This is a genomic window from Saccharomonospora sp. NB11 (assembly GCF_015910535.1).
Classification (GTDB): Bacteria; Actinomycetota; Actinomycetes; order Mycobacteriales; family Pseudonocardiaceae; genus Saccharomonospora.
This window is the reverse complement of the sequence record NZ_JACBJG010000003.1, coordinates 49,949-71,768: the sequence shown is the minus strand read 5'-3', so window position 1 is coordinate 71,768 and position 21,820 is coordinate 49,949. Positions and strand designations below refer to the sequence as shown.

Below are 21,820 nucleotides of genomic sequence, written 5' to 3'. Positions count from 1 at the left end.
CGCGCCGGGGTACGTCCTAGATCGGCAACTTGCGGAAGATCGGGCGCGGCACGTGCCGCAGCACCGACATGACCAGGCGGAACGCTCCGGGTGCCCACACCAGGTCCTTGCCCTCGCGGGCTGCCTTCACGGCGATCTCGGCCACCTGTGGGGCGGTCTGCTCCAGCGGCGCCTTGCCCATGCCCTCGGTCATCTTCGTCCGCACCTGGCCCGGACGGACCACGGTGACCGACACCCCGTGGGGGCGCAGCGCCTCGCCGAGTCCGAGGTAGAAGCCGTCGAAGCCTGCCTTGGTGGAGCCGTACACGAAGTTCGAGCGGCGCACGCGTTCCCCGGCCACCGAGGACAACGCGATGATCGTGCCGTGGCCCTGTTCGCGCAGCTTCTGCGCCAGTGGCACGCCCACCGACACGGCGGAGGTGTAGTTCACCGTCGCGAGCCGCACCGCGGTGGCGTGGTCCTGCCACGCCTGCTCCGCGTCACCGAGCAGACCGAACGCCACCACGGTCACGTCGATGTCGCCGTCGGCGAACGCCCGCTCGATCACCGCCGGGTGGGAGTCGGTGTCGAGCGCGTCGAAGTCGATGCTCGTCACCTCGGCGCCCGCGGCCTTCAACCGCGCGGCTGCCTCGTCGCGACGCCGTGACGGCCGGGCCGCGAGCACGATCCGCAGCGGTCGCGAGGAGAGGTACTTCTCCGCGATGGCGAACGCGATGTCCGAGGTGCCGCCGAGCAGCAGCAGCGACTGGGGGTTGCCCACGGCGTCGATCACAGTCCGAGCCTCCTGGCCATGTCGGAGATGAAGATGCGGTCGGGGTCCACGGTGTTGCGGATCGCGCGCCACTCGTCCAGCCGCGGGTACATGCGGTGGAACGTCTCGGCCGTCGTCCGCGAGTCCTTCGCCGTGTAGAGGCGCCCGCCCGCGGCCAGCACCTCGGCGTCGAGCTCGTCACAGAACTCGGCCAGACCACGCTTCACCGGGAAGTCCACACTGAGCATCCACCCCGGCGACGGCCACGACAACGGTGCCGGGTTCGCCTCACCCATCCGCTTGACCACGTTCAGGAAGGAGTAGTGGCCGGAGTTCGCGATCCGGTGGCACAGTTCCTTCAACGCGTCCTCGCGACCGAACGGCACCGAGAACTGGTACTGGAGGAAGCCCCGCGAACCGTAGGCGCGGTTCCACTCGCCCAGCATGTCGAGCGGGTGGTAGAACTGCGTCAGGTTCTGGATCTTCCCGCGCGTTCCCTTCTTCGGCACGGTCCGCTGCCACAGCGCGTTGATGACGCCGAAGGTCAACTTGTTGCCCAACCCGTTCGGGAAGACGTCGGGCAGCGTCATCAGCTGCGGTGCGTCGAACTTGAGCGGATCGGCCTTCAGCTTGTCGGGAAGCTGGTCCACCGTGGCCAGCGAGCCGCGCGAGAAGGTCGCCCTGCCGAGTCGACCGTCGCGCGAGATCAAATCGGGCACGGCCATCGAGTAGTCGTAGTTGAGGTCGGAGCCGTTGGTGAACAGCTCCAGCGTCTCGTCGAGGTCGGCCGTGCGGTCGGCGTCCACCACGAAGTACGCCGACTCGGTCCGCTTCATGCGGATGGTGGCCCTGACCACGATGCCGGTGAGTCCGATGCCACCGACGGTGGCCCAGAACAGGTCCTTCTCCGGTCCCTCCGGGGTCAGCGTGCGCACCGAGCCGTCGGCCGTGAGCAGGTCCATCGACACGACGTGGTTGCCGAAGCTGCCCGCGCTGTGGTGGTTCTTGCCGTGGATGTCGTTGGCGATGGCGCCGCCGACAGTGACCTGGCGCGTGCCCGGCAGCACCGGCACCCACAGTCCGAACGGCAGTGCCGCGCGCATCAGCGCGTCGAGGCTCACCCCCGCGTCGAGGTCGACGAGCGCGGAGTCCGGGTCGATCGAGTGGATGCGGTCCAGCGCCGTCATGTCGACGACGAGTCCGCCCGCGTTCTGGGCCGGGTCGCCGTAGGAGCGGCCCAGACCTCTGGCGATCACGCCGCGGTCGCCCGCCTCGGCCACCGCGCGGGCGATGACGTCGACGTCGGGTGTGCGCAGGACGTCCGACGTGGTCGGCGCCGTGCGACCCCATCCGGTGAGTGTTCGCCGTTGCGTCCGCCGTTCGGTACTCACCCGGACCAGGGTAGCGGCGCGACGGTGCCTAGACTCGGACGGGACGACCCGGAGGTTTTCGCGCCCGCGTGGCCTCTCACTGCCGACGAGGTACTGATGGTGGCAACGGATTCGCAGGCGAGAGGGACCGACGACACCGCACAGTCGGCCTCCCACCCGACCTCGCCCGGTCTGCTCGCCCAGATCGCACGATTCGTCCTCATCGGCGGTTTCTGCGCGCTCGTCGACTTCGGCCTCTACTGGCTGTTGCTCCAGGCGGGCACCTGGGTGCACCTGGCGAAGGCGCTGAGTTTCATCGCAGGTACCACGACCGCGTATTTCCTTAACAGGCGTTTTACGTTTACGGCGGCACAAAAGGGTGGAGTCGGGCAGCTGGGTGGTTTCATCCTGCTGTACACGGTGACGTTCTTCGTCAATGTGGGTACCAACGCTTTGGCCCTCGACCTGCTGCCGGACCTGCGGTGGCGGGTGGCGATCGCGTGGGTCGTCGCGCAGGGCACAGCCACCACCATCAATTTCATCATGCTGAAGTGGGTCGTGTTCAGGGAACAGCGCTCCTGACGGGCAGGCGTCGAGAGGAATCGATCGGCCTGTACCTTACTGGGCGACTCCCGCGTGATTGCTTTTCATTTGGAGGACTGAGGTCTCATGCCCGGTAAAGCGGCACCGGCCACCGCACCAGAGCAGGCCAAATCCGGCAAAACCGCCGCGAGCAAGGCCACGAGCACAGACACGGCCCTGTTCTCCGAGCACGCCGGCACGGGCAGGCTGCTCGCCCAGCGCGGTCTGTACTCCGGGCCGTCCGAGGTGGTGAGCAAGGACCTCTACTCCGAGGTCCTGGAAGGTGTGGCCACCCGTGAGCGGGGCAGCGTCACGCTGGAGCCGTCGGCGCGGGTCACCGGCAACACGTACTTCGGCCGGTTCCCCGCGAGCTACTGGCAGCGCTGGACCACCGCCACGTCCGTGTCCGTCGAGGCCGACGTCACGGGGTCGGGGCAGCTGGCCGTGCGTGCTTCCGACATGGAGGGCGAGCCGCGGACCGTCACCGTGCGCACCGTCAGCGGTGCCAAGCACGAGCACGTGACCCTCGAAGCGCCGCTCGACAAGTTCCTCGACGGCGGCGCGCTGTGGCTCGACCTGGAGACCGAGGGCGAGTCGCTCACCGTCTCGAACGTGCGCTGGACCGTCGACTCCCCGGAGAAGATCCGTCCCACCGCGGTGACCATCTGCACGATGAACCGCGCGGACGACTGCCTCAAGAACCTGTACGCGCTCGCCGACTCGCTGCCCGCGCTCGACACGCTCGACGCCATCTACGTCGCCGACCAGGGCACCGACACGGTCGACTCGCGCGAGGGCTTCGCGGAGGTCGCCAAGCGCCTCGGTGACAAGCTGCACTACATCAAGCAGCCCAACCTCGGCGGCGCGGGCGGCTTCACCCGAGGCCTCTACGAGGTCGCGGGCAACACCGAGACCGAGCACGCCAACGTGCTGTTCATGGACGACGACGTGCTGCTGGAGCCCGACCTCGTCATCCGGTTGACGGCGTTCTCCAACCGGGCCGCCGATCCGATGATCGTCGGCGGGCAGATGCTGAACCTGCTGCACCCGAACCAGCTCCACGTCGGCGCCGAGTACGCGCGGCTCAACACGCTGGAGCCGGGCCAACCCGTCACCCACAGCCTCTCGACGGCCGACCTGCTCGACGTCGACCCCGAGACGGGCAAGCCGAATCGCCAGGAGCGCAGGCTCGACGCCGGGTACAACGGCTGGTGGTCGTGCCTCATCCCGTACGAGGTCGTCAAGGAGATCGGCTACCCGATGCCGTTCTTCTTCCAGTGGGACGACGCCGAGTACAGCTACCGGGCTCGCGCGCACGGCTTCCCGACCGTCACGCTGCCGGGCGCGGGTGTGTGGCACGCCGACTTCCACTGGAAGGACTGGGACGAGTGGCACCGCTACTTCAACCTGCGTAACTCGATCATCACGGCGGCGCTGCACAGCCCGTTCGACACCAACCTGCTCTCGCGCGTGCTGCTGGCACAGTTGGTGCGCTACCTGCTGAGCATGCAGTACGGCCTGTCGGCGACGCTGATCACCGCCGTCGAGGACTTCCTCAAGGGCCCGGACGTGCTGCACGACGGTGGTGTGGCCGCCATGAAGCGCATCCGTGAGATCCGGGCGCAGTACCCGGAGACCAAGCGGTACAAGCCCACCGAGGTGCCGGGCATCGCGTCCAACGACATCGGCATCATCAACACCGCGCCGCGGCCGAGCCTGCAGCGTCTCGTGCTGCTCAAGCGCATCATCTACCGGCTCCTCGGCAAGCACCGCTTCGAGCTGGGCGCCATCCCGAGCGACGAGGCCCACTGGTGGCACGTGTCGCAGTTCGAGACGGCGATCGTCACCGACGCCTCCCAGGAGGGTGTGCGCGTGCGCCGTTACGACCGGCAGCGCATGTTCGAGCTCGCCAAGCAGGGCGTGCAGGTGATCAACCGCCTGCGCAAGGAAGGCAAGCTCGTGCAGGAGGAGTACAAGCGTGCTCTGCCGCGCCTGACCAGCCGGGAGAACTGGAAGCGGCTCTACCAGCTCTGATCCGGACACGACGAGAATCCGACGGGGCCGTGGGCGGTGCGCTCGCGGCCCCGTCGCCGTGTTCGGGCTCAGTGCAGTCCGAAGACCTTGCCCTGGCGATGCAGGTCGTCGAGGTAGGCGGCGGCCACGTGGGCGAAGTTCACGACCACGGACCGGTCCTCCGCCGTGCGGACGGTGTGCACGGAGCCGTGTTCGAGGTGCAGGTGCAGTCGGGCGCGTAGCTCGTCCACCTCGTCAGGGTGGAGCGTGAACAGCAGCGGTTCGCCGCCACTGACGAGGTGGAGGACGAGAGCGGGTGTCTGTTCGGCCATCTCCCCACACCAGCAGGCGCGACCGGCGGACGCAACGCGGTTCGCTGAGGGCGTGACGAGGCGATCGGACGAACGTGCCCCGGCGTGGCGGCCGACTGCTACCGTTCCTGTGCGGTACGTCGATTTTCAGTGGGGGAGCTGGGAATGGTGCAGTCGTTCTCGTTGTCGTTGGCCGCCGTCGACATCCTGTTCGAGCAGCTCAAGCTCGGGCGCGCGCCGTTCCCGTTCGAGGTGCCGCATCTCGGCACCACCCACACGGAGCGCTCGCAGATCAGGCAGGCAGTGCTGCGTGACCTGGAGGGCCGCGACCTGATGCGCCGCGGCAGGCTCGACGCGGACGTGGAGGCGGCCCTGGGCACGTTCACGCGCGGCCGGGTGGCGGTGACGGCGGCGGCGAAACTGGAGAACGGCTCGAAGCTCTTCGCGCGCTCGGCCAGCGACGGTCAGTTCGCGGTGCTCGCCAAGCGCGACGGCAACCTGATCGTGTTCACCCTGATCCGCCCGGAAGGGCTCGTGCCCGAGATCGTCAACCTCATCCCGTCGGCCAGGCCCGCGCCCGGTCAGTCGGTGACCCTGGCGAAGCCGGAACCGAAGCAGCAGACCCAGCCGACCCAGGACGCCTACGACCCGTTCGCAAGTGTGTCGGCGCCCGCGTCGAGGGCGTCGGTGCAGGAACGCGCGGTGCAGCGGATGTTCGAGAAGCCGACGAAGCAGATGGGGCAGTTCACGGCGTTCACGCAGGGCCGCCGCGAGCAGCGCCACCTCGACCCGGTGGTCTGGTTCGACACCGAGGACGGCCGAATCTTCAGCACGCGCCGCACGGCGGAGGACGGCCAGACGTGGCTGACGTACGCGCCTGCGGACAACGCGCGCATCATCCAGCAGCTGATGTCGCAGGTGCAGCCGTATCTGCAGTGATCCGGCAGCGGGGGACTGGGTAGGAGTACCTGTCCTTGCCGGAAGTGCTCAACTGCACGTTTCGTGACCGGTAGACTGCGGCCCGGCCGTAGTCGTGACGCGGGGGTGACGTATGCCGACCTGGGACCAGCCAGTGCAGACCGGTGCTGTGGGTGCTGCCGTGGGTGGTGGAGCAGCGGCGGCGATGGGGGCGAGCCTCAACACCAAGGCCGTCGACTCGATGGCCTCGGAAGCCAAGGAGATGCTGAAGTCGGCGAAGTCCGGCGGCTTCCGAGTGAGCGAGGACGCGGCGGAGCCGATCCGGGACGTGCTCGAAAGATTCAAGGATCGGGTTGACCGAATGAAGGCCGACATGAACATCCTTGCGGCTCGACAGCCAACGTTGGGGAATCATGACTACGGGCAGGCAGTAGCGCTGCATCATCAGCAGGCTGTCACAGAGCGCTCAGGCTCTCCGGTTAAGGTGCTCGAACAGTTGGCTCAGGTGTTAACAGACGCAGACCAAGCATTGAAGATCGCGATGGCAAAATACAAGGAAGTCGAAGACGACGCTTCCGAACCTTTTAAATCGGGGCAGGTTTGATTATGTGCGCTAGGCGTCGCGGTGCCATCGTTCTTCCTCTACTCTCGCTTCTTTTCTTAGTTGGTTGTGCTGATACTGAACCTGGTTCGGCCTCGCCCACCGGCCACAGTGAAGATATGAATACGCCTACGGGTGAGTCAAGTCCAGGTGGGAGCAGAGAGGGCAGCTCGCTAGAGCAAATGGATCCATGCTCTCTCCTTGATGGCGCCGAATTGAATCGCTTCGGAGAATTCGGCCCTGGGGAGTATCGAGATTATGGTACTGGGCGCAACTGCAGGTGGCAGGCTGATCGCGACGGAGCCTCCGAGAAGGTGCCCCTCGTGGACCTCATCATCGAAGATGAAGCAGGAGTAGATGTTCTTCCGGATCTTGGAGGCGGTCTCCAGACCGGGAAGGCTGGCTCAGGTCGAAGCATCGTACGTACTTCCAATGAGGATGGTTGCGTCGTAGCCATGGCGGTGGGTGAAAGCGCCCGCGTAGACGTCATTGTGTCGATGGTTGAGCTCGACAGCGCTTGCTCGATCACCGATGAGTTGGTCGACATTATTGACGAGAAGCTTCCTCTGGGGTGAGTAGTGTGGGAGAAGTGAGTGGGAAAACGCCAACGCCGGACGAATTTGTGTCATGGCCACCGGGTCGGGTAAATGCTTACCTGATGTCCGGGCAGCAGCCGCCGGCTCTATCTGAAGAGCAGAGAGCGCAGCTGCATCAAGACTCGTTGCCGCTCTATCTGGCGTCTACCGGGGATCCCCAATACTCTGGTCTTATTGGCATGTTGCGAGCTGGCGCCGATGCCGACAAATATAACGATCAACGGATTGGTGAGTTGCAGTCCGGTGATCGAGAGTTCATGGACGGCATCCCGCCTTCTGACAATAATTACCCGGCAATAGACCATCAGAAGCTGAAGCAAGATGTCGAGGTCATCAAAGCTGAGGGAATCACGTCCTATAAGGATGGATACGACGACCTGAAACAGCTCTTCTTCGACCTTTCGAACGAGCTCAACGAAGCTGTCGGCAAGTCGAAGCAGGGCTGGGAAGGCGGCGCGGCTGACAATGCCCACGGTTACTTCACGAGTCTGAGCACATGGGCAGATGCCAACTCCGAGAATGCTGAACTCGCCTCCCGCATCATCTCAGAAGAAGCTGAAGCTGCCACCCGGGCACGAGACAGCATGCCAGAGCCCATCCCGTTCAACATGGAACAGGAGATGGACAACTGGAGCCTGAACCCCTTCACCTTCCATGACCAGGTCGACCAGACCATCGAGAAAATGCACAAGAGTCAGGCCGCGCACGAAGAAGCTGCGCAGGTCATGACTCAGTACGATGGCGACCTGTACCAAGCGGGCAACAAGCAGCCCGTTTTCGCCGAGCCGCCGAAGTTCAACGGCGCGAGCGGGTCTGGCGACACGAGCCCCAGCGGCGTCATTTCGATCAACGAGCCGCGCACCAGTACGTCCGGCTTCACCGGTGGGCCCGCCGGGTCCAACGGGGGCAACGTGCCCACGGGTGGCGGGCCGGTGAACGTGCCGTCGTCGCCCGGTGGGTCCGCGCCTCCGCTCGCTCCCGGCGTCAACACCGGTGTGAAGCCTCCGAACACGACACGGCCGTCGGGATGGGCGCCGGGTAGGCCGCCGAACATGCCTCCGCCCGGGCAGCGGAACAACCGCAGCCAGTTCGGCCCCGGCGGTGGGGGCATGCCGATGCCCATGGGCGGCGGTGGTGGTTTCGGCCCCGGTGGTGGCGGTGGCGGTGGCCGCCTCTCGGGTGGCTTCGGGCCCGGCGGTGGTGCCGGAGGTGCCGCGGGCCCCGGTGCGGGTGCTGCTAGCGGTGCCAAGCCTATGGGCGGACCCATGGGCGCCGGACCCGGTGGTGGCGCGGCACCCGGTGCGGCCGCAGCCGCCCGCGGTGGTGGCATGGGCGCCCCCATGGGCGGCGGCGCGGGCAAGGGCGGTCAGGGTGGCGACGACGCCGAACACCAGCGTCCCACCTACCTCGTGGAAGCCGACCCCGACGACGTCTTCGGCACCAGCCAGCGCACCGCGCCGCCGGTGATCGGCGCCTGACCCGACTCACACAGACAGCGGACACACCCCTCGCGGTGTGTCCGCTGTTTCACGCCGACCGCCGTCGGCTCACACTCCCGAAAGGCACGTCTTGACACACCGCCGGCGTGGCGGCCGGACGATCGCGCTGATCTCCGCCGTCGGCATCCTGATGTCCGGATGCTCGTTCTTCGCCACGAGCAAGAGCGTCAACCCCTGCACCGTCCTGACCGAGTCCGAGCTCGCGTCGTTCGGCGACTACCGCGACCACACGAGAAGCAGAATCGGGAAGAACGCGACCAGGTGCCACTGGCTCAACCACACCACCGAGCCCTACCAGACCACGCTGAGGCCGCAGCTCAACATCACGGTCAATCACAAGGTGCGATACCGGCCCGCGGATCCCGACCAAGGTCAGCGCGCCGGTAGGACCGCGTCGGGACGGTCGTTCAAGGAAAGTGAAGACGACCGCACCTGCACCGTGACGATGCCCGTCTTCAAAGAGCCGTCGAGGAAGAAACAGACCGGCACCATCGACATCACCGTGGCGATGCCGAACCCCACGCAGAACTGCCCCACGGCCCGCAAGATGGCCGACCTCGTCGCCCCGAAACTGCACTGACGACAACGGCGGGGCGTGGCCGCTGCGACCACGCCCCGCCGTCACGAACACTCAGTAACGGAAGAAACGTTCCTTGCGGCCCTGCCGCACCAGGCGCAGCCACTGCGCGAACGCCTTCGGGTCGCGCTTCACGGCCATGAAGTACAGGCCGAAGCGCACCAGCTCCAGCGCGCCGATCTTGCGCATACCGGGCTGCGACAGCAGGAAACCCCGGTTGCGGTAGGTGTAGTAGCGCTTGACCTCGTTCTCCGGGTCCTGCGCGTGGAAGCGGCCGCCCAGCATGGGCTTGAACTCGTCCGAGCCGTTCGGGTGCAGGTAGGCGGTGCGCAGCGACGTGCCGAACGGCAGCCCCGAACGCACGAGCCTGCGGTGCATCTCCACCTCGTCACCGCGGACGAACAGCCGCAGGTCCGGCACGCCCGTCACGTCCAGCGTCGACGCGCGGAACAGCGCGCCGTTCATCAGCGACGCGATACCGGGCAGGAAGTCGGTGCCCAGCTCGGCCGTCGAGCGCTTCCACGTCAGGCCCCGCCGGAGTGGGAACGCCAACGTCTCGGGCGCGTCGATGCTGGTCACCACCGGCGACACCTCGGCGAGGTTGCGCCGCTCCGCCTCTTCCAACAGCACCGCGAGCACGTTCTCGTCGGCGGGGCGGCCGTCGTCGTCGGCCAGCCACACCCAGTCGGCGCCCATCGCGAGCGCGTGCAGCATGCCCAGCGCGAAACCGCCTGCACCGCCGAGGTTGTGGTGCGACGGCAGGTACGTCGACGGCAGGCCGCAGTTCTCGACCACGTCCTTCGCGGGCTGGTCCGGACCGTTGTCCACCACCACCAGGTGGTCCACGGGACGGGTCTGGGCAGCGAGCACCTTCAGGGAGTCAGCGAGCAGGTCACGACGGTGTCGGGTGACCACCACGGCCACCACGGCACCTTCCGGCAAGCGCTTGTCCTCCACGTCACGCACCGCTCGTCGCCGACGCCTGGTCGATCCGGTCGAGCGTCTCCTGGCTGACGTTCTCGAACGGATCCCTGCCCTTGTAGGCGGTGAGGACCTCGCGCAGCGAGCCCTGCATCTTCATGCGGCCCTCGTCCATCCAGATGGCCGACGTGCACAGCTCCAGCAGCAGATCGTCCTGGTGGGAGGCGAACACGAGCAGACCCGACCGGTTCACGAGATCGACGAGGCGGTCGCGCGCCTTGTTGAGGAACGCCGCGTCGACGGCGCCGATGCCCTCGTCGAGCAACAGGATCTCCGGGTCGATGGAGGTCACGACGCCGAGCGCGAGGCGCACGCGCATACCTGTCGAGTACGTGCGCAGCGGCATCGACAGGTAGTCGCCGAGCTCGGTGAACTCGGCGATGTCGTCGATCCGCTTCTCCATCTCCTTGCGCGACATGCCCAGGTACAGACCACGGATCAAGATGTTCTCGTAGCCGGAGATCTCCTGGTCCATGCCGACACCGAGGTCGAACACGGGCGCCACCCGGCCGCGCACCCTGGCGGCGCCGCGGGTGGGTTCGTAGATGCCGGACAGCAGCCGCAGCAGCGTGGACTTGCCCGCGCCGTTGTGGCCGACGAGGGCCACGCGGTCGCCGCTCTTGAGCGACAGGTTGATGTCCTGCAACGCCTCGATGATCGGGACCCGGCTCTCGGTGCCGATCTTCCCGCCGACCTTGCCGAGGACTCGCTTCTTCAGCGACCGTGTCTTCGCGTCGAAGATCGGGAAGTCGACGTAGGCGTTCTCAACGTCAATGCTGATCATTTTTGTCACACCCAATACGAGACGCGGGCACGGTAGTTGCGCATGACCACGAGCGCGAGCAGCCAGCCGACGACGGTGATGCCACCGACGACGGCGTAGTGGTGCCAGCTCACCGCGTTGCCGATGAGCGGCGCTCGCACGACCTGGATGAAGTGGTACAGCGGGTTCAACTCGGCGACCCAGTCACGCCAGTCGGCCGTGCCCCCGAACTTGTCCTTCAGGATGTCGGTCGTCCAGACGATCGGCGTCATGAAGAACAGCAGGTTGATCAGGCTCGACACGACCTGCGGGATGTCGCGGAAGCGGGTGGACGCGATGCCGAACAGCAGCACCACCCAGCCCGCGTTGAGGGCGAGCAGGGCGAAGCCCGGGATGGCGAGCAGGACGTCCCAGTTCAGGCCCGGGTGCGACATGCCGTCCTCGGTCATCGTGTAGTTCGGCGTCGTGATGTCGCTCCAGAAGATGGCGACCACGATGAAGTAGATGACCATGTTGTGGGCGAACATGATGCTCTGTCGCCACACGGTCCGCAGTGCATACACCGACAGCGGTGCGGGCAGGTGCTTGATCAGGCCCTCGTTCGCGATGAACGTGTCGGTGCCCTCGGTGAGACAACCGAGGATGAAGTTCCAGACGATGAAGCCCGTGGTGATGTAGGGCAGGAAGGTGCCGACGGACGCGCCGAAGAGCTGGGAGTACAGCAGGCCCAGACCGAGCGCCGTGACACCCATGCTGATGGTGATCCACAGCGGTCCGAGTACCGATCGCCGGTAGCGCTGCTTGATGTCCTGCCAGGCCAGGTGGCCCCAGAGTTCGGGCTGCTTGAAGCCGTTTCTGAGATCCGACAGAGCGCGGCCGAAGGTCCGGCTGTCCGAGGTGGGTGGTGCCGTCTTCATGGATGTCGTCTCTGTGGGGTCGACGGTGCTGGTGGCGTGCACGGCATATGAGGGTACTTGCGTCCGTGCAGGCCGATCGCGCGGTCTGCCTGAACGTCGTGCTGGGGCGTTTCCCGGTCCGTCGTCGCAGGCAGTGCGGACGTGGCTCCGGAGTGAGGTCCGTGTGAAGCGGGTGGGGACGTCGGCGGCGATGCGGGCGGGTCACCACGCTGTGTCAATGGCGGGTGTACGTGGAGCACACACAGGCGAGTCCTGATAACTTCCGCCGCATGACTTCGGGAGTCCTCACGTCCAGCCTGATGGTCGAGCTGCTTCAGGTGTACGCGGACCGGCCCGACCCGCGGTCCGTGGCCGTCGTGGGGAACCAGCCGCTCGCTCCGGACGCCGCTCGCGCCGAGGCCATCGACTCCTGCGACCTGGTGATCCGGGTGAACGGTTTCGTGTGCGACGAGCCCGGTCAGCCGCCGACCGTGGGCTCGAAGACCCACGTCGTGGTGTTCAACCGTGCTCTGCGTGCCACGAAGTTCGTGTTCTCGAACTACCGCTCGCGCCTGTATCTCATGGTGGAGCCGGGCCGGTTGCACTGGGAGCCGGAGGACATCCCCGGGTGGTGGCCGGCCGATCTGGGGTTCGTGCCGGTGTCGAACCGCGAGGTGACGCTGCCGCTGTCGGAGGCGATGGGCCTGCCCAGTCGCGAGGAAGCGGCGTGGGCCACCACGGGCACGATGGCGGCGTGGATCGCGAAGTCGTCGTTCCCCGACGCCGACCTCGTGCTGTCGGGCTTCTCCTTCGTGGACGACCCGACGCAGACGTCGTGGCAGCACGCTGCGGGCGACTCGTGCATCGTCGGCCCCGAACACCGCATCAGCCTCGAAGGCAAGCTTCTCCAGTCGTGGCTCGACGAGGGCTCGGCCCGGCTGTTGCGCTGATCCCCGCCAGACGTTGTTCACGCGATCCCCTCTCGCACCGAAGGAAACCGACTGATGACCTCGACGAACCCGTTGTCCCTGCTTCGCTCCCGGCTCGGCGACAGACTCGCGCGCTTCGTGGACTTCCGGATCGGGGACATGACCCGTGGCCGGTTGGACGACCACGAGGCCCGGATCACCGAGCAGGAGCACTGCACGATCGACCACCGGCGTCGGTTGGACGAGCTGGAGGCCGGGCTGGAACGGGTGCGAGGTGACCTGCTCTGGACCTCCGGCGAGGTGCAGCGACTGATCCCGCACGTGGCGGCCCAGGAGGCCCAACTGGAGGACCTGCGGGAGCGGTTCTCCCTGGTCCCGCCCAGCGACGATCAGCAGGTGGCCGAAGCCCGCACGTTGATCGAGGAGATCCAGCGGCAGCACGCCCAGATCCGGGTCCGGCTCGCGGGCATCGCGCGGTACGAGGACCGGTTGCGGGTCCTGGAGGAACGGACGCAGCAGCCGGCGCATGACTGAGGGGCGGCCCCGGCTGCGACTTCGCCCGGCCGTGGAGGCCGACGCCGAGCTGTTGCTGCGGTGGCGCAACGACCCGGTCACCCGGCGCTGGTCGCGGAACTCGGATGAGGTCGCGCTCGACGACCACGTGCGGTGGCTGCGTGGGGTGTTGGCCTCGGACGATCGGGTGCTGTTCGTCGCCGAGGAGCCCGAGGCCACGCCGGTCGGGACGGTGCGGTTCGACCGACTCGACGCGCACGAGTGGGAGGTCAGCATCGCGGTGGCCCCGGAACACCGGGGCAGGCGGTTGGCCGGGCTCGTGCTCGCGGAGGGCGAGCGGGAGCTTCGGCGTCGTCGCTCACCGGGTACCGTGCTGGCGACCGTGCACCGCGACAACGCGGCGTCGGTGGCGTTGTTCCGCTCGGCCGGGTACGAGTTCGCCGACGGCGACGCCGACGACTTCCTGCTGTTGCGCAAGGCAGTCGCGTTGGGAGATGGGTGATGACCTCGATTCGCATCGGCCGCCACGAGATCGGGCCCGACCACGAGCCGTTCGTGATCGCGGAGGTCTCGGGCAACCACAACGGCAGCCTGGAGCGCGCTCTCGCCATCGTGGACGCCGTGGCGGACGCCGGTGCGCAGGCCGTGAAGTTGCAGACCTATCGCCCCGACACGATCACGATCGACGTCGACACGCCCGCGTTCCGGCTCAGCGAGGACCACGAGCTGTGGAGCGGGGAGAACCTGTACCGGCTGTACGAGCGTGCGCACACGCCCTGGGAGTGGCACGAGAAGCTGTTCGCGCACGCCCGGGAGCGGGGGCTGGAGGTGTTCTCCAGCCCGTTCGACCCCACCGCGGTGGAGTTGCTCGAATCGCTCGACGCGCCCGCGTACAAGATCGCGTCGTCCGAGATCGTGGACCTGCCCCTGATCGAACTGTGCGCGCGCACGGGCAAGCCGCTGGTGATCTCCACGGGCATGGCGAGCGTGGGGGAGATCGACGCCGCCGTGCGCACGGCGCGCGAGGCCGGCAACGACCAGATCCTGCTGTTGGGCTGCACCGCCTCCTACCCGGCGCCGCCGAGCGACAGCAACCTGCGGTCGCTGCCCGTGCTGGCCCAGACCTTCGGCACGGTCGTGGGGCTGTCCGACCACACGCCCGGCATCGGCGCTCCCGTGGCGGCGGTGGCGCTCGGCGCGTGCGCGGTGGAGAAGCACGTGACACTCGCCCGCGACGACGGCGGGGTCGACTCGGCGTTCTCGCTGGAACCGCACGAGGTGGCGGCACTCGTCACCGAGACGCGGCGGGCGTGGGAGGCGCTGGGCACCACCACGATCGGCCCGAAGCGCAGCGAAGAGGAGGGCCTGCGCCTGCGCCGCTCGCTGTACGTCGTGGAGGACGTGCGCGCGGGCGAGCCGGTGACCGAGCGGAACGTGCGGTCGATCCGCCCCGCCGGTGGTCTGCCGCCCGCCGAGATCCGCACCGTGTTGGGGCGGACGTTCCGTGTCGACGCTCCCAAGGGCACGCCGCTGACCTGGGATCTGCTGTAGGGCCTCAGACGCCGAAGAACGAACGCACGGCGTCGATCACGCGATCGGCGTCGGCATCGGTGAGATCGGCGAACAGCGGCAGCGAGATCTCCTGGGCGTAGTACGCCTCCGCGTTCGGACACAGTCCGCGCCGATACCCGAGGTCCTCGAACACGGGGTGCCAGTAGGCGGGGATGTAGTTGACCTGCACGCCGATGCCCTGGGCCCGCAGGTGGTCGAACAACTCCCTGCGTCGGCCGTCGAGCACGCGCAGCGGGTAGAGGTGCCACAGCGGGTCGGCGTCGGCACGGCACACCGGCGTGAGCACACCGGCGACGTCGCGCAGCCCCTCGTCGTATCGCGCGTGCAGTTCGGCCCGGCGCCGCTTGAACGCGGCGAGGCGACGAAGCTGGCTGGACCCCAGCGCACACAGCACGTCGGGGAGCCGGTAGTTCAGGCCGAACGCGTGCACCTCCTGGTGCCACGCCCCCTCGTCGGGGTGGCGCTGGCGGTCGCGGTCGCGCACGAGGCCGTGGTTGCGGAACGCGCGGGCGCGGTCCACCAGCTCGGGCACCGGGCTCACCACCGCGCCGCCCTCGGCGGTGGTGAGGTTCTTGGTGGCGAAGAACGAGAACGTGGTCAGATCGGCCAGCGAGCCGACGGGCCTGCCCTTCCACCTGCCGCCGATGGAGTGGGCCGCGTCCTCCAGCAGCAACGCACCGGCGGTATCGGCGACCTCGTGCAGGGCGTCGAGTTCGGCAGGGTGTCCCGCGTAGTCGACGGCGGCGACGACCTTCGTGCGGTCGGTGACGGCCGCGCGGGCGGCGGCGGGATCGAGGTTCCCGGTGTCGGGTTCGACGTCGGCGAACACCACCGTCGCGCCGTGGAGGGCGGCCGTGGAGGCCGTGGCGACGAAGGTGAGCGGGCTGGTCACCACCTCGTCGCCGGGACCGATCCCGGCGGCGGCGTAGGCGACGTGCAGCGCGGCCGTGCCGGAGGTGACGGCCACGGCCGGGGTGCCGCCGGTGTGCTCGGCGAGGTCGGCCTCGAAGCGGGTGACCGCCGGGCCGGTGGTCAGCCAGTCGCCGCGCAACACCTCGGCGACGGCGGCGATGTCCTCGTCGGTGACCGACTGTCGGCCGTAGGGCAGGAAGTCACTCATGCGCGGCGATCAGTTCCTTGATGTCGTCGGTGGACAGCCAGAGGTCGTTGGTGTCGGACCGGTAGGAGAAGCCCTCGGGCACCGGTTCGCCGTCCGCGGGCGGCTCGTAACCCCAGCCAGCGATGTGCGGCTGCACGACGTAGCGGTCGCCGAGCCGGATCGTCCGGCGCGAGTCGTCGGGGGCGATCATCTCCTCGTGCAGCTTCTCGCCGGGGCGGATGCCGACTTCGTGCATCGGGCTTCCCGGGGCGATGGCCTGGGCGAGGTCGACCAGGCGCATGCTGGGGATACGCGGCACGTACAGCTCACCGCCCTTCATGAGGTCGAAGGAGTCGACCACGAACTTCACCGCCTGCGGCAGGGTGATCCAGAAACGGGTCATCTCCTTGTGCGTGATCGGCAGCGACTCGCCCCGCTCCGCCAGCGAGCGGAAGAACGGGATCACGCTGCCGCGCGAGGCCATCACGTTGCCGTAGCGCACCACGGCGAACCGGGCGGGATGCGCGGCGGCGTAGTGGTTGGCGCTGATGAACATGCGGTCGGCGCAGAGCTTCGTGGCGCCGTAGAGGTTGATGGGGCTCGACGCCTTGTCGGTGGACAACGCGACGACCTTCTTCACACCCGTGTCGATGGCCGCCTCGATGACGTTCTGCGATCCGACGACATTGGTCTGGACGAATTCGAACGGGTTGTACTCGCCGGTGTCGACCTGCTTCAACGCGGCGGCGTGGACGACGTAGTCGACGCCGTGCATGGCGCGTTCCAGCCTGCGCCGGTCGCGGATGTCGCCGATGAACCACCGCAGCCGGGGGTCGTCGCCGAACTTCTGCCGCACCTCGTACTGCTTCAGTTCGTCCCGCGAGAGCACCACGAGCCGACGGGGGTTCAGTTCGGTGAGGGCGTAGTCGATGAACGCCTTGCCGAACGAGCCCGTTCCTCCGGTGAGCAAGATGCTGGACCCGTCGAGCTCGGCCATCCCTACCTCCGCGATGTTGCGATGTTGCCGACCGACATCATGTCACTCATGTCGTCGTCGCCGACCGTGAACGTCGTGATCCAGGCGCGGGCCTCGTCGAGCCGTCTGCCGGGCAAGGTGCTCCGCACGCTGGGCGAACTTTCCGTGCTGGGGTGGGTGATCCGCGCCGCTCGCGCGACGCGCGGGGTGGACGGTGTGGTGGTCGCCACCTCCGAGCAGGCCGACGACGACGCCGTCGACGAGGAGGCCCGTCGTCACGGGGTGGACGTGGTGCGCGGTCCGCTCGACGACGTGCTCGCGCGGTTCCTGGTGGCGTGCGAGCGACACCCGGCCGACGCGGTGGTGCGGCTGACCGCCGACTGCCCCCTGCACGATCCCGCGGTGTTGGCGCAGGTCGTCGGGATGTGGCGGGCGCAGCCGGAACTCGACTACGTGAGCACGACGCTGCTGCGCACGTTGCCACGCGGTTTCGACGCCGAACTCGTGCGCACGCCGGTGCTCGTGGACCAGGCGCGGCAGCCGGAGGGCCCGCACCGCGAGCACGTCACCTACGGCGTGGCACACGACGTCGAGACCTACGCCTGTGCCGGTGTGGTGGTGGCCCCGAGGGCCGACGACCTGCGCGTCACCCTCGACACCGAGGACGACTGGGCGTTGCTCGACGCGCTCGTGCGCGAGCTGTCCCGACGACACGGCGACGGTCCGTTCGCGTGGCGGGACGTGGTGGCGCTGCTGCGTGCCCGCCCGGATCTCGTGGCGTTGAACGCGCACGTCGAGCAGAAGGAGGTCGTGGCATGACACATCTGCTGTTGCGGGCCGACGCCTCGCCGACGATCGGCGTCGGGCACGTGTCGCGGATGGTGGCCTTCGCCGAGGAGGCGAGCGCCCGAGGCTGGCGCGTGACGTTCTCGGGCAGTCTGACGGGGGCCGACTGGTTTGCCGAACAGTTCGCCGCGCTCGGGGTCGTGGTGGTGCCTCCCACCGACCCGGGTGACGACGGCGCGCTCCCGGCGCTCGCGCGGACCGTCGGGGCCGACGTCGTGCTGGTGGACCACTACGGGATCGCTGAGCAGCGGGCCGCACTCGCCGCCGACGGCGTGGTGCTGGTGTCGCTGGAGAGCCGCACGTTCGGTCGCAGGCAGGCCGACGTCGTCGTGGAGTCGGAGCTCCACGACCTGCCCCGCCCGGACGACGGGTCCCCCGTGGTGCTGCGCGGCGCGCGCCACGCCCCGTTGCGCGAGCAGGTACGGCAGGCCAGGCGGCGTCGGGCCGAGTCGCACGAGGACGCCGACGTGCCTCGTGTCGTGGTGGTGCTCGGTGGCGCGGCGGTGTGGCGGGAGGAGGTCACGCGAGTGCTGCGGGTGTTGCGGGACACCGGTCGGCCGTTCGAGGCCGAGGTCGTGGCGCACGGTGACCCCGAGGTTCCCGAACCCGGCGAGGGACAGCGCTTCTCGGTGTCCACACCGGACACCCGGCTTCCGGAGCGGCTGGCTGGGGCAGACCTCGTGGTGAGCGCGGCGGGAGTCACGCTGTTGGAGGCGTGTTGCATCGGGGTTCCGACGGCGCTCGTGTTGCTCGTGGACAACCAGGAGGCCGGCTACCACGCCGCCGTGGAACAGGGGCTCGCCGTGGGACTCGGCCGGGCGCAGGAGCTCGACGCCTCCGACACGGCGTCGGCCGTGCTGGCGGACCTGCTCAGCGACGCTCGACGGCGTCGGGCGATGGCTTCGGCCGCCGCCGCAGCCGTGGACGGCCTCGGCGCGGCGCGCGTGCTCGACGAGGCCGCGAGGCTGGTGAGCAGCAGGGCCGGGTGACGTCGGCGCACACGAGAAGAGGGCCGCCCCTTCGGGACGACCCTCGTGTTCTCGGCGTCAGAGGTACTGGCCGGTGCTGCCCAGGCTCGGACTGTGGGAGTCGCCGTGGCTGTGGCCGTGACCGCCCTGCGGCAGACCCCGCCGCATCTGCTCCAACTGCACCCGGGCCGCCATCTGCTGCGCGAACAGGGCGGTCTGGATGCCGTGGAACAGGCCTTCGAGCCAGCCGACCAACTGTGCCTGCGCGATGCGCAACTCGGCGTCGGACGGCGTGCTGTCGTCGGTGAAGGGCGCGACGAGGCGTTCCAGCTCCTCCTGCAACTCGGGCGCCAGTGCCTGCTCCAGCTCCTTGATCGAGGTCGCGTGGATCTCGCGGAGCCGGTTGCGGCTGGCGTCGTCGAGCGGTGCGGCGCGCACCTCCTCCAGCAACTGCTTGATCATGGTGCCGATCCGCATGACCTTGGCGGGTTCCTCCACCATGTCGCCGACCGACTCGGTCCGCTCCTGATCGGCGTCGATCCGGGCCGCACCCACCGGCGATCCGTCGGGTCCGACCACCACGACGTGCTGCGCGTTGTCCGGCTGGCTGTTGTGTGCGTTCGGCTCCGTCATGGGCTCCATCCTGAGGTTGTTCGCGACGCCCTCGCTGCCCCTCCCAGGATAGTGGCGTCGCCAGGGGGCCCGACCTGCTCGACGCCAACCCCGAACGCGCTGCGAAATTACTGGTCCGTACGGTGTCGGCATGGCGTTCGACGTCGCTCGGATACGTGGGTTGTTTCCCGCTTTGGGTGACGGCTGGATTCATTTCGACGGTTCGGCCGGAATGTTGGTGCCCGAACAGGTCGCGTCGGCGGTGTCGACGGCGATGCGGGCACCCGTCTCCGGGCCCGGTGGCGTCTTCCCGGCCTCCGAGCGCGCGGAGAGCATCGTGGCGGCTGCGCGACGCGCGATCGCCGACCTCGTCGGGGCGGACCCCGACACCGTGGTGCTCGGCTCCAGCGCCACCGTGCTGCTCGACCGGCTGGTGGACGCATTGTCGGACACCTGGACGCTCGGCGACGAGGTGGTGCTGTCGCGACTCGACGAGCAGGCCAACATCGCGCCGTGGGAACGGGCGATGAAGCGGGTCGGCGGCAAGGTGCAGTGGGGCGAGATCGACATCGAGACCTGCGAGCTTCCCGCCTGGCAGTACGAGGACCTCGTGGGGCCGCGCACGAAGGCGGTGTCGCTGACGTGCGCCTCCGGGTCCGTCGGCACCCGCCCGGACGTGGCGACGGTCGTGGAGATCGCGAAGAAGGCGGGCGCGATCGTGGTCGTGGACGCGACCTACGCGGCTCCGTTCGTGCCGCTCGATCTCGACGCGCTCGGTGCGGACGTCGTGGTGTTGTCCGCGCAGGCGTGGGGTGGCCCGGCCGTGGGAGCCCTCGTCTTCCGTGACCGCGATCTGCTGGAGCAGATCCCGCGCCGCGCGCTCGACCCGCTGGCCACGGGTGCCGAACGACTGGAACTCGGGCCGCACGCGTACCCGCTGCTGGCGGGCGTCGTGGCGTCGGTGGACTATCTCGCCGGGCTCGACGACGCCGCCTCGGGTGCCCGCCGGGAACGCCTGCTCACGTCGTTGGGCTCCGCGAAGTCGTACCACGCGGGACTGCTCGCGCAGCTCTCGACGGAACTCCACGGCCTGCCGCACGTGATGGTCATCGGCAGCGCCACGCGCCGCATTCCTTCGCTCGCGTTCACGGTCGCCGAACGCAAGGCTGCCGACGTGGTGCGACATCTGGCGTCGCGCAACGTGTGCGCGTTCGCCGACGAGGGCACCACCGGGGTCTTCGCCGCGCTCGGAGTGGGCGAGGTCGGTGGTGCCGTACGCATCGGGCTCGCGCACTACTCGAACGTCTTCGAGGTCAATCAGCTCGTGCGTGCGTTGGAGGAGCTGCGCGACTGACCGGGGAACGGCTCAGCGCACGGTCAGCAGGATCTTGCCGAGGACGCCACCCGCTTCGAGCGCCCGGTGCGCGTCGTTCGCGCGGGACAGCGGGAAGACCTCGCCGATCACCGGCTGCACGACACCGGACTCGACCAGCGGCCACAGGTGCTCCCGCACGTCGGCGACGATCTCCGCCTTCTGCTCCCGCGACCGGGAGCGCAGGGCGGTGGCGGTGACGCTGGCACGCTTGCCGAGCAGCTTGGCGAGGTTCAGCTCGCCCTTGCGGCCGCCCTGCATGCCGATGACGACGAGCCTGCCGCCCTCGGTCAGCGTGTCGACGTTGCGGTCCAGGTAGGCGGCACCCATGTTGTCGAGGATGACGTCGGCGCCGCCGAACTCGGCCTTCACGACCTCCACGAAGTCCTGCTCGCGGTAGTTGACGGCGAGATCGGCACCGAGCTGACGGCATCGTTCGGCGCGGTCGTCGGAGCCCACGGTGACGGCCACCGTCGCGCCGAGGGCCTTGCCGACCTGGATGGCGTGAGTGCCGATACCCCCGGCACCGCCGTGCACGAGCAGCGTCTCGCCCTCGGCCAGCCGGGCCGTCATGACGAGGTTCGACCACACCGTGCACGCCACCTCGGGCAGCGCCGCGGCGGCCACGAGCTCCACCTCACCGGGAACGGGCAGCAACTGGCCCGCGGGGACGGCCACCTTCTCCGCGTAGCCACCTCCGGCCAGCAACGCGCACACGTGGTCGCCGACCTGCCAGTCGGTGACGCCTTCGCCGACCTCGGCGATCGTGCCCGAGCACTCCAGACCGAGGATGTCGCTCGCGCCGGGAGGCGGCGGATAGTGGCCCTGCCGCTGCAGAATGTCGGCCCGATTCAATGCGGTCGCCGCGACATCGATCACGACCTCGCCCGGGCCCGCGCTCGGATCGTCGACCTCGGCCAAGGAAAGAACGTCAGGGTCACCCGATTCGTGGATCATGATCGCGCGCATGGGTCGACTCTATGTCACCGTACGGACGCTGGCCGACCACGTTCCTACCAACGGTCCTTGATTTTCCGCCCGGAAGGAATAAAAGTGACCATTCTCTGTGACGAAG

The 21,820-nt window shown here is 68.3% G+C and carries 24 protein-coding genes; 14 read left to right on the top strand and 10 right to left on the bottom strand.

The window, feature by feature from the left end; translation table 11 throughout:
• Window positions 1–16 precede the first annotated feature (16 nt).
• Window positions 17–772: a decaprenylphospho-beta-D-erythro-pentofuranosid-2-ulose 2-reductase gene (locus tag JAV51_RS04860; RefSeq protein WP_197319417.1), complete on the bottom strand. Its 756-nt coding sequence runs from the start codon at window positions 770–772 to the stop codon at window positions 17–19.
• Window positions 769–2,142, bottom strand: coding sequence for an FAD-binding oxidoreductase (locus JAV51_RS04855; protein ID WP_197319416.1), 1,374 nt, complete (start codon window positions 2,140–2,142; stop codon window positions 769–771). Before JAV51_RS04855 ends, JAV51_RS04860 begins: the two co-directional genes overlap by 4 nt.
• Before the next feature lie 96 nt (window positions 2,143–2,238).
• Between JAV51_RS04855 and JAV51_RS04850 the strand changes: the two genes are divergently transcribed.
• Complete coding sequence (locus JAV51_RS04850; protein WP_231641345.1) at window positions 2,239–2,703, top strand: GtrA family protein; 465 nt, start codon at window positions 2,239–2,241, stop codon at window positions 2,701–2,703.
• Between the two features lie 87 nt (window positions 2,704–2,790).
• Window positions 2,791–4,737, top strand: a complete 1,947-nt coding sequence (locus JAV51_RS04845) for a glycosyltransferase (protein ID WP_197319415.1) — start codon at window positions 2,791–2,793, stop codon at window positions 4,735–4,737.
• Between the two features lie 68 nt (window positions 4,738–4,805).
• Here the strand turns inward: JAV51_RS04845 and JAV51_RS04840 are convergent, their stop codons facing one another.
• Window positions 4,806–5,048: a hypothetical protein gene (locus tag JAV51_RS04840; protein WP_197319414.1), complete on the bottom strand. Its 243-nt coding sequence runs from the start codon at window positions 5,046–5,048 to the stop codon at window positions 4,806–4,808.
• Between the two features lie 144 nt (window positions 5,049–5,192).
• On the opposite strand from JAV51_RS04840, the gene JAV51_RS04835 reads away from it, so the two are divergent.
• The 5 genes from JAV51_RS04835 to JAV51_RS04815 all read left to right on the top strand — a co-directional run bounded on the left by JAV51_RS04835 (window position 5,193) and on the right by JAV51_RS04815 (window position 9,221).
• On the top strand, window positions 5,193–5,966 hold the full coding sequence (locus JAV51_RS04835; RefSeq protein ID WP_197319413.1) for an ESX secretion-associated protein EspG: 774 nt from the start codon (window positions 5,193–5,195) through the stop codon (window positions 5,964–5,966).
• 112 nt (window positions 5,967–6,078) lie between these two features.
• Entirely contained in the window at window positions 6,079–6,549 is a 471-nt protein-coding gene (locus JAV51_RS04830; RefSeq protein WP_197319412.1) for a hypothetical protein, read from the top strand.
• A gap of 2 nt (window positions 6,550–6,551) precedes the next feature.
• Complete coding sequence (locus JAV51_RS04825; protein ID WP_197319411.1) at window positions 6,552–7,121, top strand: DUF3558 family protein; 570 nt, start codon at window positions 6,552–6,554, stop codon at window positions 7,119–7,121.
• A 14-nt stretch (window positions 7,122–7,135) separates the two neighbouring features.
• Window positions 7,136–8,620, top strand: a complete 1,485-nt coding sequence (locus tag JAV51_RS20190) for a hypothetical protein (protein WP_307845735.1) — start codon at window positions 7,136–7,138, stop codon at window positions 8,618–8,620.
• A 91-nt stretch (window positions 8,621–8,711) separates the two neighbouring features.
• Window positions 8,712–9,221 (top strand): DUF3558 domain-containing protein, encoded by a 510-nt coding sequence (locus tag JAV51_RS04815; RefSeq protein ID WP_197319410.1) that lies wholly within the window; start codon window positions 8,712–8,714, stop codon window positions 9,219–9,221.
• Window positions 9,222–9,272: 51 nt separating this feature from the next.
• On the opposite strand, the gene JAV51_RS04810 is transcribed toward JAV51_RS04815, so the two are convergent.
• The 3 genes from JAV51_RS04810 to JAV51_RS04800 are packed head-to-tail and all read right to left on the bottom strand — an operon-like array spanning window position 9,273 to window position 11,879.
• On the bottom strand, window positions 9,273–10,184 hold the full coding sequence (locus JAV51_RS04810; RefSeq protein WP_197319409.1) for a glycosyltransferase: 912 nt from the start codon (window positions 10,182–10,184) through the stop codon (window positions 9,273–9,275).
• Complete coding sequence (locus JAV51_RS04805; protein ID WP_197319408.1) at window positions 10,177–10,983, bottom strand: ABC transporter ATP-binding protein; 807 nt, start codon at window positions 10,981–10,983, stop codon at window positions 10,177–10,179. The genes JAV51_RS04810 and JAV51_RS04805 overlap by 8 nt, the downstream gene beginning before the upstream one ends.
• A 5-nt stretch (window positions 10,984–10,988) precedes the next feature.
• Complete coding sequence (locus tag JAV51_RS04800) at window positions 10,989–11,879, bottom strand: ABC transporter permease (protein ID WP_197319750.1); 891 nt, start codon at window positions 11,877–11,879, stop codon at window positions 10,989–10,991.
• A gap of 299 nt (window positions 11,880–12,178) precedes the next feature.
• On the opposite strand from JAV51_RS04800, the gene JAV51_RS04795 reads away from it, so the two are divergent.
• Genes JAV51_RS04795 through pseI form a run of 4 tightly spaced genes read left to right on the top strand, consistent with a single transcriptional unit; the run spans window position 12,179 to window position 14,851 of the window.
• Complete coding sequence (locus JAV51_RS04795; RefSeq protein WP_197319749.1) at window positions 12,179–12,808, top strand: glycosyltransferase family 29 protein; 630 nt, start codon at window positions 12,179–12,181, stop codon at window positions 12,806–12,808.
• Between the two features lie 54 nt (window positions 12,809–12,862).
• Entirely contained in the window at window positions 12,863–13,321 is a 459-nt protein-coding gene (locus tag JAV51_RS04790) for a hypothetical protein (RefSeq protein WP_197319407.1), read from the top strand.
• Window positions 13,314–13,802 carry a GNAT family N-acetyltransferase gene (locus JAV51_RS04785; RefSeq protein ID WP_197319406.1) on the top strand — a complete coding sequence of 163 codons (489 nt, stop codon included), beginning with the start codon at window positions 13,314–13,316 and terminating at the stop codon, window positions 13,800–13,802. The genes JAV51_RS04790 and JAV51_RS04785 overlap by 8 nt, the downstream gene beginning before the upstream one ends.
• Window positions 13,802–14,851, top strand: coding sequence for a pseudaminic acid synthase (gene pseI / locus JAV51_RS04780; RefSeq protein ID WP_197319405.1), 1,050 nt, complete (start codon window positions 13,802–13,804; stop codon window positions 14,849–14,851). The genes JAV51_RS04785 and pseI overlap by 1 nt, the downstream gene beginning before the upstream one ends.
• Window positions 14,852–14,855: 4 nt before the next feature.
• On the opposite strand, the gene JAV51_RS04775 is transcribed toward pseI, so the two are convergent.
• Window positions 14,856–15,992: a DegT/DnrJ/EryC1/StrS aminotransferase family protein gene (locus tag JAV51_RS04775; protein WP_197319404.1), complete on the bottom strand. Its 1,137-nt coding sequence runs from the start codon at window positions 15,990–15,992 to the stop codon at window positions 14,856–14,858.
• Complete coding sequence (gene pseB / locus JAV51_RS04770) at window positions 15,985–16,968, bottom strand: UDP-N-acetylglucosamine 4,6-dehydratase (inverting) (protein ID WP_197319403.1); 984 nt, start codon at window positions 16,966–16,968, stop codon at window positions 15,985–15,987. The genes JAV51_RS04775 and pseB overlap by 8 nt, the downstream gene beginning before the upstream one ends.
• Window positions 16,969–17,007: 39 nt before the next feature.
• Between pseB and JAV51_RS04765 the strand changes: the two genes are divergently transcribed.
• Entirely contained in the window at window positions 17,008–17,766 is a 759-nt protein-coding gene (locus JAV51_RS04765) for a cytidylyltransferase domain-containing protein (protein ID WP_197319748.1), read from the top strand.
• Window positions 17,763–18,782, top strand: a complete 1,020-nt coding sequence (locus JAV51_RS04760; RefSeq protein ID WP_197319402.1) for a glycosyltransferase — start codon at window positions 17,763–17,765, stop codon at window positions 18,780–18,782. The genes JAV51_RS04765 and JAV51_RS04760 overlap by 4 nt, the downstream gene beginning before the upstream one ends.
• 57 nt (window positions 18,783–18,839) lie before the next feature.
• On the opposite strand, the gene JAV51_RS04755 is transcribed toward JAV51_RS04760, so the two are convergent.
• Entirely contained in the window at window positions 18,840–19,394 is a 555-nt protein-coding gene (locus tag JAV51_RS04755) for a bacterial proteasome activator family protein (RefSeq protein WP_197319401.1), read from the bottom strand.
• Between the two features lie 130 nt (window positions 19,395–19,524).
• On the opposite strand from JAV51_RS04755, the gene JAV51_RS04750 reads away from it, so the two are divergent.
• Window positions 19,525–20,727 (top strand): cysteine desulfurase-like protein, encoded by a 1,203-nt coding sequence (locus JAV51_RS04750; RefSeq protein WP_197319400.1) that lies wholly within the window; start codon window positions 19,525–19,527, stop codon window positions 20,725–20,727.
• Between the two features lie 12 nt (window positions 20,728–20,739).
• On the opposite strand, the gene JAV51_RS04745 is transcribed toward JAV51_RS04750, so the two are convergent.
• Window positions 20,740–21,714, bottom strand: coding sequence for an NAD(P)H-quinone oxidoreductase (locus JAV51_RS04745; RefSeq protein ID WP_197319399.1), 975 nt, complete (start codon window positions 21,712–21,714; stop codon window positions 20,740–20,742).
• Between the last annotated feature and the right edge of the window lie 106 nt (window positions 21,715–21,820).